Below are 19747 nucleotides of genomic sequence, written 5' to 3' on the forward strand. Positions count from 1 at the left end.
ATGTCCGCCACAGCCGTGTTTGGTGCCGTCATCTTCGCCAAGGACCCGCTCCGCCTGGCGGCCTTCTACCAAGGGCTGCTCGGCCTTGAGACAGCGCACAGCGAGCCGGGGCTGCTGGTGCTGGACGGCCAGGGCGTCCAGCTCGTGGTGCATGGGCTGCCGCCGGCCATCGCCGCCGAGATCGAGATCGGCACGCCCCCGCAACGCCGCGAGGACAGCGCGCTCAAGCTGTTCTTCCAGGTGCCCAGCCTGGACCTGGCCCGCGCGCGTGCCGCGTCCCTGGGCGGCGCGCTGAACCCGCCTGAGCAGGTCTGGTCGGCACGCGACTTCCGAGCCTGCGATGGCCATGACCCCGAAGGCAATGTGATCCAGCTGCGCGAGCCGGCCTGAACCTGATTTGGAGCCCCTGCATGAATGCCTCAGCCAGCCCCACAACCCAGACCACCCACACCGCCCGTGGCCAGTTCAGCGTCAAGATCGGCGTTCCCGAGGCCATGGCCGTGCCCGAGGGCGCCACGCCGATGTTCCGCCGCAGCCTGGACAAGGTCTATGAAGGCGATCTGCAGGCCAGCGCCCGCGGCGAGATGCTGGCCGCCGGCCAGCCCCAGACCGGCTCGGCCGCCTATACCGCGCTGGAATCGATTCACGGCACGCTGCAGGGCCGCAACGGCAGTTTTGCGCTGGCCCATCTGGGGCTGATGAAAGCCGGTTCGCAAGACCTGCGCATCGCCATCGCGCCGGGCTCGGGCCAGGGTGAGCTGACCGGCATCAGCGGCGAGCTGCTGCTGCGCATCGAGGCCGGCGTGCATTTCTACGAGCTGAACTACCGCTTCGCCGACGGGCGCTGAAAGCGCACAGCAGGGTTCTGCCCGCTTGACTGCGAGACGCTGCGGCGCGCAGCATCAACACATGAGCCGCAGTTCCACGCTCCCCGCGCCGCAAGCCCCCGCCTGGCGCGATCACCATCGCTGGTGGTGGCTGTTGTCACCGGCCTTCCCGGCCCTGGTCTGGCTGAACCTCTGGAAGTTCCAGCTCAGCGGCCTGACGCTGTGGCTGTGGATGAGCAGCCTGGTCACCTTTGTGCTGATCCCGCTGCTCGACGTCATCCTTGGCAGCGACACCCGCAACCCGCCCGAGACCGCGGTCAAGACGCTGGAGAATGATGGCTGGTACCGCGCCATCGTCGTCGCCTTCCTGCCCTTCCAGTTCGGGCTGACGCTGCATGGCGCCTGGCTGGCCACGCACGCTGAGCTGAGCCTGTGGGGCTGGGCAGGCCTGGTGCTCAGCGTCGGTGGCATCAATGGCGTGGCCATCAACACCGCGCACGAACTCGGCCACAAGCTGCCGCGCTGGGAACGCTGGCTGGCCCGGCTGGCGCTGGCGCCGGCCTGCTACGGCCACTTCTATATCGAACACAACCGCGGCCATCACCTGCGCGTGGCCACGCCAGAGGACCCGGCCAGCAGCCGCATGGGCGAGAGCTTCTGGGCCTTTCTGCCGCGCACCATGCTCGGCAGCCTGCGCTCGGCCTGGCAGCTCGAAGCCGAGCGGCTCGACCGCCAAGGCCGGCCGGCCCTGCACTGGCGCAATGCCTGCCTGCAGGCCTGGGCGATGTCGGCCCTGCTTTTTGGCGGCCTGGTGCTCTGGCTCGGCTGGGCAGTGCTGCCCTTCTTGCTGATCCAGGCCTTCTATGGCGCCTCGCTGCTCGAGGTGGTCAACTACATTGAGCACTACGGCCTCTTGCGCCCGCTGGATGCCGCCACCGGCCGGCCGGTGCGCTGCGCGCCTGAGCACTCCTGGAACAGCAGCCACCGCGTCTCCAACCTCTTTCTCTACCAGCTGCAGCGGCACAGTGATCATCATGCCCATCCGGGCCGGCGCTACCAGGCCTTGCGCCATTTCTCGGAAGCGCCGCAGCTGCCCTCGGGCTATGCAGCCATGCTGCTGCTGGCCTATCTGCCGCCGCTGTGGTTTCGCGTGATGGACCGGCGCGTGCTGGCCCACTACGGCGGCGATCTGCGCCGGGCCAATCTGCAGCCGAACCGGCGCCAGGCGCTCTTAGAGCGCTACCCGCCACGGCCCGCGCCGACTGATGCAGACCTTCCCTAAGCCAGCAGGCATTTGTTGACGGTGCTCCAGTTGCGCAGCGTGCACTGCTCGCCGATCAGCTTGCTGAAGGCCTGCGACAGCGGACTGTCCAGCACGCCGGCCTCGCACCAGAGATAGGCGACCGCGCCGCGCAGTTGCAGCCGGTCTGGCCCCCAGTCGCGCGCCAGCAGGGCTTCGGCCGGTCGCAGATCGGCCGCCTCGCGGGCAAAGGCCAGCAGCAGCCGGGAGCCATCGTCCACCTGCCAGGGCATGGCCTCGACCTCGGCGCGCAGCTTGTCGATGCTGCGCAAGGTCAGCCTCGGTTCAAAGCCGAAGCGCGCGCCCAGGCCGCGTTGGAGCTGCTCGCCAAGCAACCGGGCATCGCTGCAGGCATGCTCGAACACTGCGTTGCCGCTATTCAGCACCGACTTGACGTCGCGGCAGCCCTGGGCCTGCAGAAGCTCGCGCCAATCGGCCATTGCCATGCGCCTTGCCTTGCCGACATTGATGCCACGCAGCAGTGCCAGCCAGCGCGTCATGTGGCGGCCTCCGCAGCCGCCCGCCGCAACGCCGGGCTGGCCATCAGCTCAGCCACGCTGGCCCGAAACTCGACCGCCTTGTCGCTTTCACGGGTGACGCGAAAGCCCAGCCGGCGATGAAAAGCCAGCGACAGCGCATTGGTCTTGTAAACATGGCTGCACAGCTCGCTCGCGCCTTCAGCCTGCAGCAGCTGCGCCACCTGCGCGAAAAGCTCGCGCAGCACCGGCGCCGAGCGATGCGCCGGATCGGTGTTGAAGCCGCCCACAAACCAGGTCATGCCATCGGCTGGACGCAGCATCGCATAGGCGATCAGCCGCCCCTCGCGACGCACGCTGCACAGCCGTGATTGCGCCAGGCTTTGACACAGCTGCTCGCGCTGCTGCGCCGGTTCCATCGCATCGCCGGCACGCTCGGTGTGCTCGCGCAAGGTCAGCAGGTCCAGAGCCAGCAGTTCATCGATCAGATTGGCCTCCACAACGCCCTCACATCCATCACATCCAGTTACGACATTGTCGTCGCGGAGTCCCACGTTTGAAGTTCAACACCGGCCACTGCCATAGGTAGCCCCGCCTATCATCCCCCACTGATTTGCAAACGATTCTGGCTGCCCCGTGCAGTCTGCCCAGTGATCGATGAGCAGCCCCAGCAAGAAGCCCAATCCGCTGACTCGCGGCAAGAAGTCCGAGGCCGACGAAGCCGCCCGCGAAGGCCGCCTGCTGGACGCGCAACAATTGTTCCAAGCCGTCTGCAAGACCGATGGCATGGATGTCGAAGCCTGGGTCAAGCTGGCCCTGATCGAGAAGCGGCTTGGGCGGCTGACCGAGGCCGAACGCTGCGCCCGGCGCGGCCTGGCCTTGGCCCCACAGCTGGGCTTTGCCCATCATGCGCTGGCGGTGGTGAGGCACAACCAGGGCCATGTCGAGGAGGCGTGGGCCGGCTATCGCCGCGCCACCACACTGCAACCGGACTTCCCAGATGCGCATTACCTGCTCGGCCTGGCCTGCCATGAGCTGGGGCAGCTGGAGCAGGCGGCCGCCAGCTACCAGCGGGCGCTGCGGCTGCAGCCGGGGCTGATCGACGCGCAGGTCCATCTTGGGCTGCTGCTGATCGGGCAGAACCAGTTGCAGGCCGGCGAGCAGCTGCTGCAGCGCGCGCTGCTGCAGCAGCCCGACCATGTGCTGGCGCTGAGCAATCTGGGCCAGGTGCAAAGGCTGCAGAACCGCTATGACGAGGCCGAGCAGACCTTCCGCCGGGCGCTGCGCCTGCAGCCCGAGGCGACCGATCTGCTGGCCGGCCTGGCCGACCATCTGGAGAAGACCGGCCAGTTGGCCGAAGCCCGACAGCTGGCCGAGCAAGGCCTCGCGCTTGACCCGCAGCATCCGCAGCTCAACATGACGATGGCCTTGCTGGAGCGGCACGACAAGCAGATCGACGCTGCGGTCGCGCGGCTCGACGCGCTGCTGACGATCCCCATGAGTGTCAACCTGCTGGGCGACGTTGAGCTGGCCCTCGGCGCGCTCTACGACCAGCAGAACCGCAGCGAGCAGGCCTTTGCCATGTTCACCGCCGGCAAGCAGCACAAGGCCAGGCTGGCCCTGCCTGGCGGCGTCTACGACGGTGCCTACCTGCGCCAGGTCCAGGCCCTGCAAGCGCTGGCCAGCGCCGAGCTCGGCGCGGCGATCGGCGCGGCGCGCCAGCGCGAGCCGCTCGGCAGTGCCGGACCCATCTTCATGATCGGTTTTCCGCGCTCCGGCACCACGCTGCTGGAGCAGGTGCTGGAGAGCCATCCGCAGATCCAGGCGCTGGAGGAGAAGCCCGCCGTGCAGGCCGTCTACGAGGCGCTGCGTGCCGCCGGTGAAGACAGCCCGATCGCGCTGGCCGCGCTCAGTGACGAGCGCATGGCCGCGCTGCGCGAGGTCTATTTCGCCGAAGTCGCTCGTCATCTGAGCCTGCCTGTGGGCAGCGTGCTGCTGGACAAGCTGCCGCTCAACGCCATCTACCTGCCGCTGATCCAGCGCCTGTTCCCGACCGCGCCCATCATCCTGGCACTGCGCCACCCGGCCGACGTCTGCCTGAGCTGCCTGATGCAGAACTTCGCCGCCAACGCGGCGATGTCGGCCTTCCACCGGCTGGACACGACGGTTGAACTGTATGAGGCGGTGATGCAGAGCGTGCAGCGGGCCCGCGAACAGCTGCCGCTGCGCCTGATCGAGCAACGCTACGAGGACTTGATTGCCGATGTCGAGGGGCAGGCCCGCCGGTTGATCGACTTCCTCGGCCTGCCCTGGGACGATGCCGTGCTGGAACACACCGAGCATGCCCGCCAGCGCGCTACGATCAACTCACCGAGCTACCATCAGGTCGTGCAACCGATTTATCAAACAGCCAAGTACCGCTGGCAGCGCTATGAGGCGCAGCTGGCAGACCAGCTGCCGCGGCTGCAGCCCTTTGTCGATCACTATGGCTACGGCAGCCCTTGATGAACACGTCCCAGCAAGACCTGACCCCAGCCGCCCATCGGCTCGATGAACAAGACCGTGCAAAGCGCTTTGGCCACCATGGCGGCGTGCTCTGGCTGACCGGCTATTCGGGCGCCGGCAAGTCCTCGTTGGCGATGGCGCTGGAGCAGGCCTTGATCGGCCTGGGCTACGCCTGCTATGTGCTTGATGGCGACAACGTTCGCGCCGGTCTGAACAGCAATCTGGGCTTCAGCCCCGAGGACCGCAGCGAGAACATCCGCCGCGTGGGCGAGGTGGCGGCGCTGTTCGCCGATGCCGGCCTGATCTGCATCAGCGCCTTCATCTCGCCCTACCGCGAAGACCGCCAGCGTGCCCGCCAGGCCTGCAAGAGCGGCAGCTTCCACGAGATCCATGTCGCCGCCGCACTGGAAGCCTGCGAGGCCCGCGACGTCAAAGGTCTCTACCGCAAGGCCCGCGCCGGCACGCTCATCGATTTCACCGGGATCAGCGCCCCCTACGAAGCCCCGGAGGCGCCCGAACTGCGTCTGGACACCAGCACCGAGCCGCTGGCCGACAGCCTGCAGCGCCTGCTCGACTATGTGCAGCAGCACTTCCCGCTGCACGAGCCGGCGGCACGCGACCTGGCCTAGCGCCTGTTAACACCAGGTCTGCCTGGGCGCGAGGGCTTGCATCAGGCAGACCTCGCGTTTGCAGGCCCTCAAGCTAGCAGTTGACACCGGGGCGGCAACAGGCATCATCTGCCACAGCGGCAGTCCGCGCCGTGGCAAGAAAAGGCAGCGATGATCACACGCAGAGCAGCGCTGGCGATGGCGAGCCTGTTGGCCTTTGACCAGGCGCGGGCATTGCCATTGATGCGCATTTCAACGCTGCTTGACCCCGATCCGGCCACCACCATCGCCACGCGAGTGCTGCGCGAGGCCTACCGGCGCCTCGGTCACGATATCGAGGTCCTGGCCATGCCCGGCGAGCGTTCGCTGCTCAGTGCCAATGCCGGTGAAACCGACGGCGAGCTCTATCGCCGTGCCGGCATTGAGCGGCACTACGTCAATCTGATGATGGTGCCGGTGGCCTTGCAAAACTACGAGATCGTCGCCTTCAGCAAGAACCGGCAGATCGTCGTCAACGGCTGGGAGAGCCTGCGTCCCTACAAAGTCGGGTTCGTCAAGGGCATCAAGATCATCGAGGAGAACACCGCGGGCATGCAGACCGAAACGGTGGCCACGCTGCAGCAGGCCTTCACCAAGCTGGAGCTCGGGCGCAGCGAGCTGATCCTGGCCAACCGGATCTCCGGCCTGGCCAGCCTGCGCCTGCACGCGGTCAGTGGCGTTCATCTGCTCCAGCCGCCGCTGGCGGTCTTTCCGGTCTATCACTACCTGCACAAGCGCCATCAGGCCCTGCTGCCGCGCCTCAGCGCCGTGCTGCGCGAACTGGAACAGGAACGCTTCATCCAGCGAGTCCAGGACGAGGTGCTGAGCGAGTTCTAGAGTCCTCAGTTGAAATGTGGAGCCTTGCGATGGGTCACAAGGGAATGCAGGGAGGTGGGCGCTAGGCGCGAAGACGGCGAGCCAGGCCCGGCGTTCCCGAGCCTGCCAGTGCGGCGGCCAAGGCCGCCGGGTCGAATCTCCAGACCAGGAAGATCCAACTGACGGACCTGGCGGCTCAGCCCAATGCCAGTTCGGCATCGGGCCGGCGCAGTTGCCCGTCCTGCAGCAACGGCCGGCGCGCCTTGTCGTACCAGAGCTGCAGACAGCATGACCGTCCGCCCTGCGGCTGCAGACGCAACAAGGCAAAGCCGTCGCCGGGATGGTCGGCCCAGCGACTGACGGTGCAGCACAAGACCTGACCCTCCGGCCCCGGGAATTCAAAGCGGTCGGGCGCGGCAAAGTCCTCGACCCGGCTCACTGCAAAAGGCCAGGGTGCGTACAGCGCCGAGCTGTGGATGGAATGCAGCCGCACCGGCGCGCGGCCCCGCGCATCGCCGCTGACCAGGCTGATCTCCGCGCTGACATGGCCGGAGCGGTGCTCATCGCCGCTCAAGAAAACCACGCCCCGCGCCTGCTCGGCCCAGAGCATGGCCAGCAGCGCGTGCAGCGAGGCCGGATAGCCGTCCCAGGCGTCGGAGCGCAGCGCCATGGCCGGCTGCTCGCGGACGCTCATCCGCCGCGGCAGCAGCATCGATCCGCTCATCACAAAGCGCGGCCGCTCGGCGCGATCGCGCAGCCAGTGCCGCAAGGCCTGCCGCTGCGCTGCGCCCATGATGTGGGCGCTGTCCAGCACTTCGAGATGGCGCCATTGGCGCTCGCTGCGGGCATCGGCAACGAAGAAGGCCGCGCCGCGCCAGTCGAAGTGGTGCCAGAAGTGCTCGCGCAGACCCGGCCGCTCGCCGGCCTCCCAGCGCGCCGCCCAGGCGGCATCGATGGCGCTGGCGAAGTAGGGCCCGACGGTCGATTGAGCCGGACGCTCGCGGTCGGCGCGCGGTTCCCAGTTGTCCTCGATCTCGTGGTCGTCGAGGCCGTGGACGATGCGTTCGACGCTGGGCGGCAGCTGGCGCAGCAGGCCGGCCTTGAGTTGCTGATAGGGCCGCGCAAAACGTTCAACGCTGTTGTGCGCATCGGCCAGGCCGCCACTGGGGTCGGCATAGATCGCATCGCCGGCCAGCAAGAGCAGCGAGACCGCTTCGCCAGCGCCGGCACTGCGGCAGAAGTGCAGCAAACGGCTCAGGGAGGCATGGGCAGGGCCGGCGTGTGCAGGGGCGACGTCGGCCGCCTGCTGCGGATCGAACAGGCCCGGCGGGTACTGGCAGGCCGCCAGCACAAAGCTGAGCCCCTCCGCCTCGGCCTCCTCGGGCCGCTCGCTTGGCCGCGGCGTGAATCCGGGTCGCAACTCGTCCGGGGGCATGGCCAGCGCGTCCTGCAAGGCCTGCTCCAGTCCTGCCGAACGGACCGCGCCGCCTTGCTGACGCCGCTGGCTGCGCAAATCGGCATAGACGAAGAGGCAGAGCAGACCGCAGCGTCGGCCCGCCGGATCGCGCGCCGGCGGGAAGTAGGCGAGCGGCAGCTGGCCGCGCAAGGCATCACCGGGCGCAGCCTGCGGCGCCACAAAGGCTTGCAGCCAGGCCTGTGCCAGCAGCGGCCCCTGCTGCAGCGGCTGCAGCCTCCCCTCGGCCGTCTCGGCCACCGGCAACCAGACCCAGAAGCGCGGCCAGCCCTGCTCGGGGCGCAGCGCGCTGAGCAGACCCACCGTCTGGCCATCGGCCAGCAGTGCGCGCTCAACGCGGTGCAGCGGCGGGAAGGCGCAGCGCAGCCCGGCCAGCTGGGATGCCGGCAGCTCACTGGCAGTAAACAGGTCGCGCTCACCTGTCATCGCTGATGCCCCCGGGCCAGGAAATGCAGGATGGCGGGAAAGACGGTGCGCTCGATATCGCGGCCGATCAGGCAGTCCTGATGGCCGTGCCCGGCAATCACCACATGCCTGAAGCGGCCCGGCGCGACCTGCTCGTACAGCTCTTCGCACAGCGCGCCGCTTTCCGATTGGCACAGGCCGTTCTCGGCGCCGTGCACCGACAACACCTCCATCTGCTGCAGCTGCGCGAGGCTCTTGGCCATATCGTCCAGATAGAGGCTGGCGCCGCGCCAATCGGTGATCTCGTTGATGCGGGCAAAGTTGATCGCCTGCGCCACCGTGTCCAGGTTCAGCGGGCCGAAGTGATCGTCAATGAAATCGAACACCGCCGGGGCGACGTTCTTGATCGCGAAGTCGCGGCCGTAAAGCAGGTCCATCCGATGGCGAGTCGCCGTCCACGGCGTTTTCCTGAGGCTGGGCGGCGGCGGGTTCTCGATGTCGAATTCCTCATCCGGGTAGGGCAGGCTGGCCAGCAGCCGGTCGATCAACTCATTGAGCAGGCCGCCGCCCGGCTCGGGCCGGAAGGCATAGTCCTGCAGCGGCAGATAGGGTCTCAGGTACTGCATCAGCTGGGCGCGCAGGGTGTTGGTCGGCGAGAAGATCAGCTTGGGCGTCACCTGCGAGATCACCAGCCGGCGTATCAGCCCTTCGTTCATCAGCCGTTGGCGCAAGCGATAGAAGTGTTCCTCGGGCTGCTGGCGCGGCTGCAAGAGCGCCATCTGCAGCATCACCGCGCCCATGCAGTGGGCCAGCACATCGAGCTGGTGCTGCCCGGTCGCGCGCAACACTTCGTCGACGGCCACCGGGATGTCGTTCAGCGCGCACTCCTCAAAGGTCCAGGGCAGGCAGGCGCTGGCCATGCCGGCGCTGCTGCGCATATCGGCGATCCACACGTCGTAGCCGGCTTCCCAGAGCAGCTTGGCCGGCCCCGGCTGCACGGCATGATGCGCAAAGGTGGTGCCGCTGGCGCTGTAGCCATGCAGCATCAGGATGGGTCTTGCAGACGCTGATTTTCCTGGGTAGCGCGTCAGCCGCAGCAGCACCGGCCCGTCGGGGTCGGCGATCAGCGGCGCATCCACCGGCCGGCGCGATTGGCCGGCTTCGCCGCGGCGCCCGACGGCGATCTCGCGGATCTGCGGCGCCGGCAGCCCGGGCACATCACCGGGCAGGCGCGAGATCGCACGCGGCGCTGCGGCATCGGGCTTGCGAAAGCTCCACAGATGGGTACCGATCAGCAGCCGGGTGAGATAGGCCAGCAACGAGCCGATATCGCGCAGGCTGCTGGGCAGGTCCTCGGCCGCGGTGACGCGCAGCAGCGGCTGACGCTGGCGGGCCAGATCGAACAGGTCCAGCTCCAGCGTGATCGCGCCCTGCCCGCGCGCTGCCCGCAGCGGCCCGGCGGGCTGCAGCGTGGCGCGGCTGAGCTGCTTCCAGGGATTGCCGCGGCGGGTGTAGCTGATCCGCTTGTCGGCTTGCAGCGTCAGCCCGCCCAATCCGGCGGCCCAGCCAGGCAAGGCTGCCGCGGCTGCGGTCTGCAGCCGGTAGCTCATCAGCCGATGCTGGCCGGCATGGCTGGCCAGTGCCAAGGCGTGGCGAACCCTGGCTCGAATCCGCTGCCGTGCCGGTGCCTCGCCCGGCCGGGGTGCTTCGCGCTGCTCGATGCCATCGAGCAGCGCCTGCACCGAATCACGCCAGCCGCGGTTCATCAGCCAGGCCTTGAGCGCCCGGCAGCGGCGCTGCCGCGTGCTGCTGGCCTCACGCTGAAACAGCAGCAGCTCGCCCTCGGCCAGCGGCAGCACCAGGCGGGCATCGGCGTCGGCGCGCTCGGCATGCATCCACAGCCGACCGGCAGCAGCGCCGTGGCGCGGCGCGTCGGCCGCCACCAGCATGGGCTGCGCGGGCTGCTCGGGATCGGGCCGGGTGTCGAACAGGCGCAGGCGGCTGCGCGCCGGGTCCAGCCGCAGCCGGCGCTCGGGGCCGGGCCGCAACAGGCTGCGCAGACCCTGCGGCTGATAGACCAGGCTCAGCTCCAGGTACTTCAGATCGCCCCCAGGAGCCCCAGGCAGTGACACCAGCCCGCCCAGCCGTTCTCGCAGCTCCACTTCGGTAGCCTGGCGCGCCGGCGCCAGCTCGGGCTGCAGCTGGCGATAGGGCCGCCGCGGGCCCGGATCGATGCTGGCGTCCGGCGCTACACGCAAGGCCCAATGCCGGCGCAGATGGGCCAGCGCGCGCAGCGTCAGGGCGGTGATGCTCAGCGCCGGATTGATGCCCAAGGCGGCCGGCACGATGGCGCCGTCGAGCACGACCAGGCCAGGATGCACCGCCTCGCCTTGTGTGCCGGCAAAGACCTCGCCCCAGCTGTTGACCACGCCTTGCTCGGCGCGGTCGCCCATCGCGCAGCCGCCCAGCGGATGGACGCTGAGCATGGGGCCGCGGGCGCCGCCGGCCAGAAAATCCATCTCCTGCGGCAACAGCCGCCAGACCGGATTGGCCAGCAGGCGTGCCCCCTGCGTCTGCAGCCGGCGCGCCAGCCAGTCATGGCGGGCCTGCACCTGGGGGTCGTCACGGGCGGCCGGCCAGTCGACCGTCAGCACGCCCACATCCTCGGCCCCTGCTGAGCGCGCCGGCAGGCGCAGCCGGCCCTGGGCACGATCGAGGCCGATCAGGGCCACCGGCAACAGGCGCGCCGAGCGCTCGGGCGTCACCGCATAGGGATCGTCGAAGCAGGGGCCGGCCTGGTGCTCGCTGAGATCGGGGCGGGCCAGGCTGTCCAGCGTGTCGGCCAGCGCAAAGCCCTCTTCCAGCATCCAGCGCATCGCGCCGGGCACGGCCAGATCCTGGACGACGAAGGCGCCGCTGGCGGCCTCGGCTTGATCGCGGGCATCGAGCATGGCGGTGATCGTCGGGCCGATGCCACGGCCGGCCGCCGAGCTGTCTTCATCGGCCAGCGCGTCCAAGGGCTCGGGCAAGCCGGCCACCACGGCCAGCACATCGCCATTGCCGCTGAACTGCTCGCCCAGACGGTCAGACAGCGCCAGGCCAGCGGCCCGTGAGCGCATCAGGATCTCGGTCGAGCCCAGCGAGCCGGCCGCCAGCACCACACGCCGTGCGCTCAGGCTGAACGGCGCCGGCGCGCGTTCGCGCAGGCGCTGATCGGTGTACTGCAGCCAGACCCGCCAGCCGGGCTGGCCATCGGCGAGCCGCAGCGGCTCGACGCGGATCACGCTGGCGCCGGTCACCAGCTCGGCGCCCTGGCGGCGCGCCTGCAGCAGCAGATTGGTATCGAGCGACTGCTTGGCGCCATGATTGCAGCCGCTGGCGCAATCGCCACAGCCCAGGCAGCGCGACAGCGGCAGGCCGGCGGCGCTGCGCGCGTCGGCGTCCAGGGCCACCGTGATCGGTACGCTGCGCGCTGCGGTCTTGTCGCCGGTCTTGTCGCCGGTCTTGACGTCCGCCAGCCCGGCGAGCCAGCGGGCGCGCCGCTCGGCCACGCCACCCAGGCGCTCGATGCGGTTTTCTATTCCCGCCGCATCAACGCTGCCCAGCACCGCCTCGGCCTGCGCGTACCAAGCGTCCATCTGCGTCGGATCGCTGCGCAAGGCCTGCGGCCAGGCGGCCTGCGCGAACACCTCGGGCCGCGCCCGCAGCATCACGCCGGCATTGATCAAGGAACCGCCCCCCAGGCCGTTGGCCAGCGCCACCACCATGTCCGGGCCCAGGCGCAGATCAAACAGGCTTTCCTGATAGCCGCTGACGCTTGCACTACCGGCACGCGCCAGCCGCACCTGCCCCGGCAGATCGGCCATCCGCTCGGGAAAGGCGCCGGGCAGGAACTCGCGGCCACGCTCCAGCACTGCCACCCGCAAGACCTGACCCTCATCATCGCGGCAGGCCGACAGCGCGGCCGCCGCCGCGGCGCCGCCATAGCCGCTGCCGACAAGCAGCACATCGAAGTCGACCTGGCGCGGCGGCGCACGCTGCAGGGCCAGCATCAGTGTTTCCAGGCTCTGCGACAGCCAGCGCGTCGCCGTGGCCGGCTCACTGGCTGGACAGCCCTCCGTCGACCGACTTGACTGCATCTGGCCTACTCCTGCTGTGTGCCAAGGCCGACTCCATCGCCAGCAACAACTGTTCCTCGGACACCGGCTTGTGCAGCAGCGTCAGGCCCGCATCATGGGCCTCACGCAGCCGCTGCGGCGCGGTATCGCCGCTGATCAGCACAACAGGCAGCCCGGGCACGCCGGTGCGCAGCGAGCGCACCGCGGACAGGCCATCGTCGCTGCCGCGCAGGCGCAGATCGATCAGCGCGATATCGGGCTTTTGGCGCAGGCATTGCAAGACCGCCTCGCGGGTGCTGCCCGCCGACTGCACCTGGCAGCCATAGGTTTCCAGCAGGGTGCGCATCGCGATGCGCACCAGTTCCTCGTCGTCTATCACCTGCACCCGCAGGCCCTGCAGCGAGCGCTCGTCAACCACCGCGGCATCGTCGTCCTCGCTGACGCCCTCCACCGCCTCGATGGACAGCGTGAAGGTCGTACCCAGACCCAGCGTCGAATTCAACTCCAGATGCAGGTCCAGCAGATCGACCAAGCGGCTGACGATGGACAGGCCCAACCCCAGGCCCTGGCTGCGATCGCGTTCCTTGTTGCCGATCTGGTAGAACTCCTCGAACACCCGCGCCTGCTCGTGCTCGGCGATGCCCAGGCCGGTGTCGCGCACCGTCAGCCGCCACAGATCACCAACGCGATCAACCCCGATGCTGACCTGGCCGGCCTGGGTGTACTTGATCGCGTTGTCGATCAGATTGCGTAGCACCCGCTCGAGCAGCACCGGGTCGCTGTCGACATAAGCGCCCTGCGGGCAGACCAGCATCAGCTCCAGGCGCTTGCGCTGGGCCACCGGCAGGAACTCATGGTGCAGCCGGCCCAGCCAATGGCTGAGATTGAAGACCTGGTTGTTGACCTCGACCACCTCGGCATCGAGCTTGGAGATGTCCAGCAGCGCGTCCATCTGCGAGCTCAGCGCCGTCAACGCCAGATTCATATTGGCCGCGATCTCGCCGCTCCTGGCATCCAGGCCCTGCTTGACCAGGGCCGCGCCGAGCAGCGACAGCGTGTGCATCGGTTGGCGCAGATCGTGGCTGGCCGCCGCCAGAAAGCGGGTCTTGGCCTGCATGGCCTGCTCGGCCCGGTTCAAGGCCAGGCGCAGCTGCTGGTTGTTGCGGCTTTGCTGCTGGCGAATCAGCACCGATTCAGCGAAGACACGATAGGTGTCGCGGGCCAGATTGCTCAGAATCCAGCCGAAGCCTATGGTCAGCAGGCCCAGGGCCATATCGGTCCAGCTGACCTCATGGCCGATGCCGCCCACCAAACCCCAGGCCAGGGCATTGGCCAGCGTCACCGGCACCACAAAGGCCAGGAAGACCGGCCGGTAACCGGCCGTGGTGGCCACCGCACCGGCGCACAGACCGAGCAGCAGAATTGTTTGCACCATGCGCTGGTAGTCGCTCATGAAGGGCGCGAAGGCCAGCGAGGCGCTGAACACCAGACCATTGAGCAGGCTCAGCATCACCGCCCAGCGCAGCCGCTGTCGGGCCGGCACCTCGCGCAGCTGCGGCAGCCGTCCCAGGGCCCACCAGCGCAGGGCCAGCACCGCGAAGATCAGCAGCACCCACAGCACAGCGCCCAGATGCGAGGCGTGCTCGCCCGCCATCATCGCGATGACGACGGCGCTGAGCCCCACCGGATAGGGCACCCGCCGGCCCTGCTTGGCCAGCAGATTGAGCAGCTCCTGGCTGACGCTGCCCAGCTCCTGATTGCCTTCCTGCGCCTCGCGCTGGCCGGCACGGAGCCCCAACCAGACCAGCAGAGGAGAGAGGAGTGAGCGCATCGACACGGTCAGCACATAGCAGGACGAAGAAGCGTGCCGACTATAGCCTGCTGCGGCCCGTGCCGCGGGTGGATGCTGCCAGGTTCAGAGCGCTTTCGGCGGCAACTGCAAGCGGCCGCCGCGGGCATCCAGCAGCGCAGTGATCGCCGCCGCCGACAAGGCCCGGTGATACAGCCAACCCTGCGCCTCCTCGACACCCAATTCGCGCAAATGTTCGCGCTGCGCCTCGGTCTCCACGCCCTCGGCAATCACCGCCAGTCCCAGGCTGCGTGCCAGCGTCACCACCGCCAGCACCACCGCCGCGGCATCATTGGAGTGCCCGAGTTCGGCGACAAAGCTGCGATCAATCTTCAGCCGGTCCAGCGGCAGCGCCGTCAGCTGCCCGAGCGAGGAGAAGCCGGTGCCGAAATCGTCGAGCGCGATGCGCACGCCCAGGGCGCGCAGCTGCTGCAGCACGCCGCGCAGCTGGGCCGCCTGCGCAAACAGGCTCTCGGTCACTTCCAGCTCCAGGCAATCGGGCGGCAGCGCATGGCGGCGCAGCAGCTCACGCACCTGGCCGAGCAGATCCTGCTGCTCGAACTGCCGCACCGAGACATTGACGGCAATGCGCGGCAACAGCAGCCCTGCCGCGCGCCATTCAGCCAGCTGTCCACAGGCCTGCTCCAGCACCCAGCTGCCAATCGCACAGATCAAGCCGCAGGACTCGGCCACCGGGATGAAGCGCTGCGGCCCGATCTCGCCCAGCTTGGGATGGTGCCAGCGCAGCAGCGCTTCGGCGCCGATGATGGCGCCGTCGGCGAGGCGCACCATGGGTTGCCAGTGCAAGCGCAGCTGACGCGTCTGCAAGACCTGGCGCAGGCCTTGCTCAATCTGCAGCAGGGCGCTGGCTTCCTGGGTCATGCTGTTGTCGAACAGCGAGGCGCGGTTGCGGCCACGGGCCTTGGCCTCGTACATCGCCGCGTCCGCGGCCTTCAGCAAGGCGCCAGGGCTGCTGAGCTGCTGCGGGTACAGCGCCACGCCAGCACTGGCGCTGACGCAGATGCGCTGCGCCGCCAGCTGCACCGGCTGGGCCACGGCGTGAAGCAGCTTCTCGGCCAGCTGCAAGGCATCCTCGGCACGGCGCGGTTCGGCCATCAGCACGACGAACTCGTCCCCGCCCAGGCGCACCGCCAGGTCTTCGCGGCGCAGCAGCGCGCTCAAGCGTGTGGCAATCGCCTTGAGCAGCTCATCACCGGTCTCATGGCCGAGCGTGTCATTGATGGTTTTGAAGCCATCGAGGTCGAGAAAGATCAGCGCCAACGCGCCTTGTTGATGGGCTTGCAGCGTTTCCTGCAGATGCAGGCGGTTGCCCAGGCCGGTCAGCGGGTCGTGCAGGGCCAGATGCTGCAGCTTGAACTGGGTGTCGCGGATCTCGCTGATGTCGGCAAAGCTGAGCACAAAATGCGTCGCCTCGCCATTCTCATCGAGCACCGGGGACAGGTGTTCCAGGGCCGGGAAGGTGCTGCCATCACGGCGCCAGCAGGTCACCTCGCCATGATGGGCCTGCTGCGGCAGCTCGGCGCGGTCGCCATGGCGGCGGGCGTAAAGGAAGTCGTGCGGGCAGCGGCCGCGCACCTCGTCTTCGGTCCACAGCGTCAAGGTGCTGAAGGCTGGATTGCAGCTGAGCACGCGTTGCAGGCCATCGAGGAAGAGCATGGCCTCCTCGGTCGCATCAAACGCGGCCACGGCCTGGCGCAGCCTGGCCTCGGCATGGACCCGATCGGTCACGTCGCGCACCATGCCCATGATCAGGGCCTCGCTCTCGAAGTGGCGGGCGTGGATCTCCAGCCAGCGCGGCGCGGCGTCCGGCGCGGCCCAGGCGCAGGTGCGATCCACCGGCTCGCCGCGCAGGATCAAGGCATCCAGCGCGCTGCGCCCGCCGGCGTCGAGCTGGCGTTGCAGCTCGGCCAGCGTCAGTGTGCGGGACAGCTCGGCGAGCGCGGGATTGTGCGCATGGCCGCTCCAGCGCAGGCGGCTGCTGCTCGCATCCAGCTCCAGCACCGTCATCCGCGCGGACTCCAGTGCCAGCAGCAGGCGCCGCTCGGCGGCCTCGGTCTTGCGTTCCTCGGCGCGCCGGGCCATGGCCATGCGCACCGTGGCATTGAGCTCGCGCAGCTCGAAGGGCTTGAGCAGATAGCCATACGGCGCCGACTCGGCCGCACGGCTCAGCGTTTCGGGTTCGCTATAGGCGGTCAGAAAGACCACCGGCACGGCATAGCGCTCGCGCAGCTGGCGGGCCGCGGCAATGCCGTCGCTGCCGCGGTCCAGATGAATGTCCATCAGCACCAGGTCGGGCGCGGTTCGATCGGCCAACTCCAGCGCTGCGCTTTCATTGGCTGCGATGCCAACGACCTCGTAGCCCATCTGCTCCAGCCCGCTACGCAGGTCCAGCGCGACGATGCGTTCATCCTCGACGATCTGCACGCGCAAACGGCGCTCTAGTACTGCTGTCAATTCGCTCTCCCTGCTTCAGACGCTCAACGACAAAGGTATCTGCAAACAAACCCTGGTACCCGGCTGCCCCTGCAAGCTCAGCCGGCCCTGACACTGCTCGGCCAGCAGCGGCAGTAACTGAAAGCCCAGCCCACCGCCGCCTCCATCGCCCAGGCCCACGCCGGCGGGCAGGCCGATGCCATCGTCCCGCACTTCCACCGCCACGCCGCCGTCCTCGGCCCAGGCGCGCACGACAACCTGGCCACGACGACCGCCCGGAAAGGCATGCTTGAGCGCATTGGTGATCAGCTCGTTGACGAGCAGCCCGCAAGGCACGGCCTGAGCCATCGTCACGCTGAGCCCGCTCATCGGCGCCTCGACTATCAGCTGCACCGCCGCGGCATCCAGGTTGGTCTCGCGCAGCAGGCTACCCAGGCGTTGCAGATAGGGCCCCAGCTCCAGTGCGCTGAGATCGGCCCGCTCGAACAGCAGCTGGTGCAGCAGCGCCATTGCGCGCACGCGCGCCTGGCTGTCGCGCAAGGCCAGCCGCACCGCCGGTTCGGCATGGGCGGCCTGCAGGCTGAGCAAGCTGCAGATGACCTGCAGATTGTTCTTGACCCGGTGGTGCAGCTCGTTCAGCAACACCGTCTTTTCGACCAAGGCTCGTTCTATCTGCTCCATCGCCGCCCGCCGCTCGGTCACGTCAACCAGCGTCATCAGCACCTGCTGGCCGCCCGGCATTGGATTGAGTGCGATCTCGACCGGGAACTCACTGCCGTCGCGACGCAGCGCGCACAGCGCCTGGCGCTGGGCCATGTAGCGAAGCGTCGGCGCCTGCATATAGCGCTGCAGCTGTTCGGCATGATGACCACGCTGTGCGGCCGGCACCAAGGCGTGCACCGACAGTCCGACCATGGCCTCGGCCTGGTAGCCGAACAGCGCCGCGAGGCTGGCGTTGGCCAGCACGATATGGCCCTCGCCATCGATCAGCGCTTTGCCCACAGTCGAGCCTTCGAACATGCGGCGGTAGCGCGCCTCGCTGTCTTGCAGGGCCAGCTCGCTGGCGCGGCGGGCGCTGATATCCATGCCGGACGGAATCAGGTGGGTGATGCGGCCTGCATCGTCGCGCAAGGGCGCCAACATGAAGTCGACCGCCATGCGGCTGTCGCCGGCCATGCGCACCACCAGATCGCGACGCAAGACCTGACCCTCAGCGGCCTGACGCACCGCATCACGCAGCCAGGCCTGCTCGGCCACATCGTGGCTCCACCAGGGGGTGTCCCAGACATAGCGGCCACGTACCTGCTCGAGCTCGACGTCACCGGCCTCCAGCGGCGCACGATTGGCCTCGAGCAGACGGCCCTCGGTATCGAGCACGCCGACGAACACGAACAGGCTGTCCAGCACGCGCCGCAGATAAGTCTCGCTGGCCTCTTGCTGCCGCTGCAGGCCGCGCTCCAGCGAACGATTGATCGCCTGCACCAGGATGCCTTCGGTGTGCCCCGCCGTGCCGCGCAGCGGCAGATAACTGGCCTCCCAGGCCGATAGCTCGCCCGGCAGGCTGGGCACCTCGGCTTCAATCTGGAGATTGCGCAAGGCCTCACCCCCGTTCAGCACACGCTGCAACAGCGGTTCGATGGAATCGGCAGCATCGGGCAGCACCTCGCGCACGGTGCGGCCGAGATGCTCTTGCACGCTGAGCCCGTTGGCACGCGCCAGCATCTCGTTGATCTGCAGATAGCGAAGCTCATGATCCAGCACGGCCAGGCCGATCGGCAAATCGTTGCACATCAAAGCTTGCAAGGCTGCCTGGGCCAAGCCGGCACCCTCAACGCTGCTGTTCGACATCCCGCCTCCCTGCTGCCCCTGAAGAGGCGATAGGCGTTGAGCTCCCGGACCCGCGTTTCAGAGCCGCGTTGCGGCCCGGTGCTGTGGATGATTTATATCAAGCGGCGTCGATTCACGCCCGGATCATTTGGGACTGTTACACCCGGCCCCGTTTCAGCCGTGGCCGCAATCGATTCCAAGTAATTCGCTGCACAGCCGCCAGCGCACGAGCGCAGAATCCAGGCCCAGAAATGACTATGCCGACAACCTCGGCCCTCGCGAGCTTTCGGATGTCGGCATAGCACTCCTCCCCTCGATCAGCACGCTGAGGTCCAGGCAGCGCGTGATCTGGAAAGCAGTATCTGGTTGCCGCCGCAGCGGCGCTATCCCCCTCAAGAGGGAGATGCAACGATCAAGCGATGAGCAGACGCGGCGGTGTGCGCGTTTCGCGCAGCAGCTCATCCAACAAGGACATGTAGTAGGCCAGCGGCGGCGTGCGTTTGCCGGGGTGCTTGGCCAGGTCGTCCCAGCGGCGCAGCTGCAGTGCCGCACTGGCATGGGGCTGGGCCAGAAAGAGCAGGCGCTCCTCGGCATTCATACGGCCGCCCTGCAGCGTCAGGCTGTGCCGTGAAGCGGGCGACAGCGCCTGCTCATAGCCAGCTTCGGTGCTGACGAGATAACGCTTGGCCTGCACGTGCAGTCGAATCGGCTCCAGCACCTCGGCGCCAAAGCCGGTGGCCAGCAGGGTCAGTGCACGGCGCTCGTGCTCATCGTCCTGCAAGGCCTGCTCGGGCGCAGCGTCAATCAGCTGGCCGAGGTCATGCAAGAGCGCCGCCGCCACCAGGCTGATGTCGGCATGGGCCCATTCGGCCAGCTGCGCACATTGCAGGGCATGTTGCAGAGCAGTCACCGGTTCGCGATGCTCAAGACCATGAACGCAGTAGGCGAGGCCTCCGCGGCGCAGGAACAACGCTTCAATCTTGCCGATCAGATCCATGCTGACGCTCCATCCCGTTGAGGTACGACACCGCTGCGGCCGCCGCCGAACT

14 protein-coding genes are annotated in these 19747 nt (G+C 68.2%); 6 read left to right on the forward strand and 8 right to left on the reverse strand.

Features of this window, described 5'->3' with window-relative positions; translation table 11 throughout:
* The 3 genes from RQP53_RS12050 (at position 1) to RQP53_RS12060 (ending at position 2109) form a co-directional block, all read left to right on the forward strand.
* Positions 1 to 390, forward strand: coding sequence for a VOC family protein (locus tag RQP53_RS12050; protein WP_315650548.1), 390 nt, complete (start codon positions 1 to 3; stop codon positions 388 to 390).
* A gap of 20 nt (positions 391 to 410) precedes the next feature.
* Positions 411 to 848 (forward strand): DUF3224 domain-containing protein, encoded by a 438-nt coding sequence (locus RQP53_RS12055; protein WP_315650549.1) that lies wholly within the window; start codon positions 411 to 413, stop codon positions 846 to 848.
* A 61-nt stretch (positions 849 to 909) separates the two neighbouring features.
* On the forward strand, positions 910 to 2109 hold the full coding sequence (locus RQP53_RS12060) for an alkane 1-monooxygenase (RefSeq protein WP_315650550.1): 1200 nt from the start codon (positions 910 to 912) through the stop codon (positions 2107 to 2109).
* On the opposite strand, the gene RQP53_RS12065 is transcribed toward RQP53_RS12060, so the two are convergent.
* Positions 2106 to 2627, reverse strand: coding sequence for a DUF1697 domain-containing protein (locus RQP53_RS12065; protein ID WP_315650551.1), 522 nt, complete (start codon positions 2625 to 2627; stop codon positions 2106 to 2108). The genes RQP53_RS12060 and RQP53_RS12065 overlap by 4 nt on opposite strands.
* Complete coding sequence (locus tag RQP53_RS12070; protein ID WP_315650552.1) at positions 2624 to 3103, reverse strand: GNAT family N-acetyltransferase; 480 nt, start codon at positions 3101 to 3103, stop codon at positions 2624 to 2626. The genes RQP53_RS12065 and RQP53_RS12070 overlap by 4 nt, the downstream gene beginning before the upstream one ends.
* A 157-nt stretch (positions 3104 to 3260) precedes the next feature.
* Between RQP53_RS12070 and RQP53_RS12075 the strand changes: the two genes are divergently transcribed.
* The 3 genes from RQP53_RS12075 to RQP53_RS12085 all read left to right on the forward strand — a co-directional run bounded on the left by RQP53_RS12075 (position 3261) and on the right by RQP53_RS12085 (position 6592).
* On the forward strand, positions 3261 to 5108 hold the full coding sequence (locus RQP53_RS12075; protein WP_315650553.1) for a tetratricopeptide repeat-containing sulfotransferase family protein: 1848 nt from the start codon (positions 3261 to 3263) through the stop codon (positions 5106 to 5108).
* Positions 5108 to 5737, forward strand: coding sequence for an adenylyl-sulfate kinase (gene cysC, locus RQP53_RS12080; protein WP_315650554.1), 630 nt, complete (start codon positions 5108 to 5110; stop codon positions 5735 to 5737). The genes RQP53_RS12075 and cysC overlap by 1 nt, the downstream gene beginning before the upstream one ends.
* Positions 5738 to 5887: 150 nt before the next feature.
* A complete protein-coding gene (locus tag RQP53_RS12085; protein WP_315650555.1) occupies positions 5888 to 6592 on the forward strand; it encodes a substrate-binding periplasmic protein in 705 nt (234 codons plus the stop codon).
* Positions 6593 to 6767: 175 nt separating this feature from the next.
* On the opposite strand, the gene RQP53_RS12090 is transcribed toward RQP53_RS12085, so the two are convergent.
* From RQP53_RS12090 to RQP53_RS12115, 6 genes are all read right to left on the reverse strand, one after another.
* A complete protein-coding gene (locus tag RQP53_RS12090) occupies positions 6768 to 8471 on the reverse strand; it encodes an alkaline phosphatase D family protein (protein WP_315650556.1) in 1704 nt (567 codons plus the stop codon).
* Positions 8468 to 12589, reverse strand: coding sequence for a GMC family oxidoreductase N-terminal domain-containing protein (locus tag RQP53_RS12095; RefSeq protein ID WP_315650557.1), 4122 nt, complete (start codon positions 12587 to 12589; stop codon positions 8468 to 8470). Before RQP53_RS12095 ends, RQP53_RS12090 begins: the two co-directional genes overlap by 4 nt.
* Positions 12549 to 14399, reverse strand: coding sequence for an ATP-binding response regulator (locus RQP53_RS12100; RefSeq protein WP_315650736.1), 1851 nt, complete (start codon positions 14397 to 14399; stop codon positions 12549 to 12551). The genes RQP53_RS12095 and RQP53_RS12100 overlap by 41 nt, the downstream gene beginning before the upstream one ends.
* Before the next feature lie 84 nt (positions 14400 to 14483).
* Positions 14484 to 16892, reverse strand: coding sequence for a two-component system response regulator (locus tag RQP53_RS12105; RefSeq protein WP_315650558.1), 2409 nt, complete (start codon positions 16890 to 16892; stop codon positions 14484 to 14486).
* A 15-nt stretch (positions 16893 to 16907) separates the two neighbouring features.
* Positions 16908 to 18719, reverse strand: coding sequence for a PAS domain-containing protein (locus RQP53_RS12110; protein WP_315650559.1), 1812 nt, complete (start codon positions 18717 to 18719; stop codon positions 16908 to 16910).
* 391 nt (positions 18720 to 19110) lie between these two features.
* The gene (locus RQP53_RS12115; RefSeq protein ID WP_315650560.1) at positions 19111 to 19695 is read right to left on the reverse strand and encodes an HD domain-containing protein; all 585 of its coding nucleotides are present in this window, start codon (positions 19693 to 19695) and stop codon (positions 19111 to 19113) included.
* Positions 19696 to 19747: the final 52 nt, after the last annotated feature.

This window comes from Roseateles aquae, assembly GCF_032337115.1.
Classification (GTDB): domain Bacteria; phylum Pseudomonadota; class Gammaproteobacteria; order Burkholderiales; family Burkholderiaceae_C; genus Roseateles_C; species Roseateles_C aquae.

Excerpts from the sequence above, each read along its gene's own strand:
- RQP53_RS12060 (WP_315650550.1), top strand. The coding sequence starts at position 910 with ATGAGCCGCAGTTCCACGCTCCCCGCGCCGCAAGCCCCCGCCTGGCGC.
- RQP53_RS12095 (WP_315650557.1), bottom strand. The coding sequence starts at position 12,589 with ATGCAGTCAAGTCGGTCGACGGAGGGCTGTCCAGCCAGTGAGCCGGCC.
- RQP53_RS12055 (WP_315650549.1), top strand. The coding sequence starts at position 411 with ATGAATGCCTCAGCCAGCCCCACAACCCAGACCACCCACACCGCCCGT.
- cysC (WP_315650554.1), top strand. The coding sequence starts at position 5,108 with ATGAACACGTCCCAGCAAGACCTGACCCCAGCCGCCCATCGGCTCGAT.
- RQP53_RS12090 (WP_315650556.1), bottom strand. The coding sequence starts at position 8,471 with ATGACAGGTGAGCGCGACCTGTTTACTGCCAGTGAGCTGCCGGCATCC.
- RQP53_RS12075 (WP_315650553.1), top strand. The coding sequence starts at position 3,261 with ATGAGCAGCCCCAGCAAGAAGCCCAATCCGCTGACTCGCGGCAAGAAG.
- RQP53_RS12065 (WP_315650551.1), bottom strand. The coding sequence starts at position 2,627 with ATGACGCGCTGGCTGGCACTGCTGCGTGGCATCAATGTCGGCAAGGCA.
- RQP53_RS12110 (WP_315650559.1), bottom strand. The coding sequence starts at position 18,719 with ATGTCGAACAGCAGCGTTGAGGGTGCCGGCTTGGCCCAGGCAGCCTTG.
- RQP53_RS12100 (WP_315650736.1), bottom strand. The coding sequence starts at position 14,399 with ATGCGCTCACTCCTCTCTCCTCTGCTGGTCTGGTTGGGGCTCCGTGCC.
- RQP53_RS12050 (WP_315650548.1), top strand. The coding sequence starts at position 1 with ATGTCCGCCACAGCCGTGTTTGGTGCCGTCATCTTCGCCAAGGACCCG.
- RQP53_RS12115 (WP_315650560.1), bottom strand. The coding sequence starts at position 19,695 with ATGGATCTGATCGGCAAGATTGAAGCGTTGTTCCTGCGCCGCGGAGGC.
- RQP53_RS12085 (WP_315650555.1), top strand. The coding sequence starts at position 5,888 with ATGATCACACGCAGAGCAGCGCTGGCGATGGCGAGCCTGTTGGCCTTT.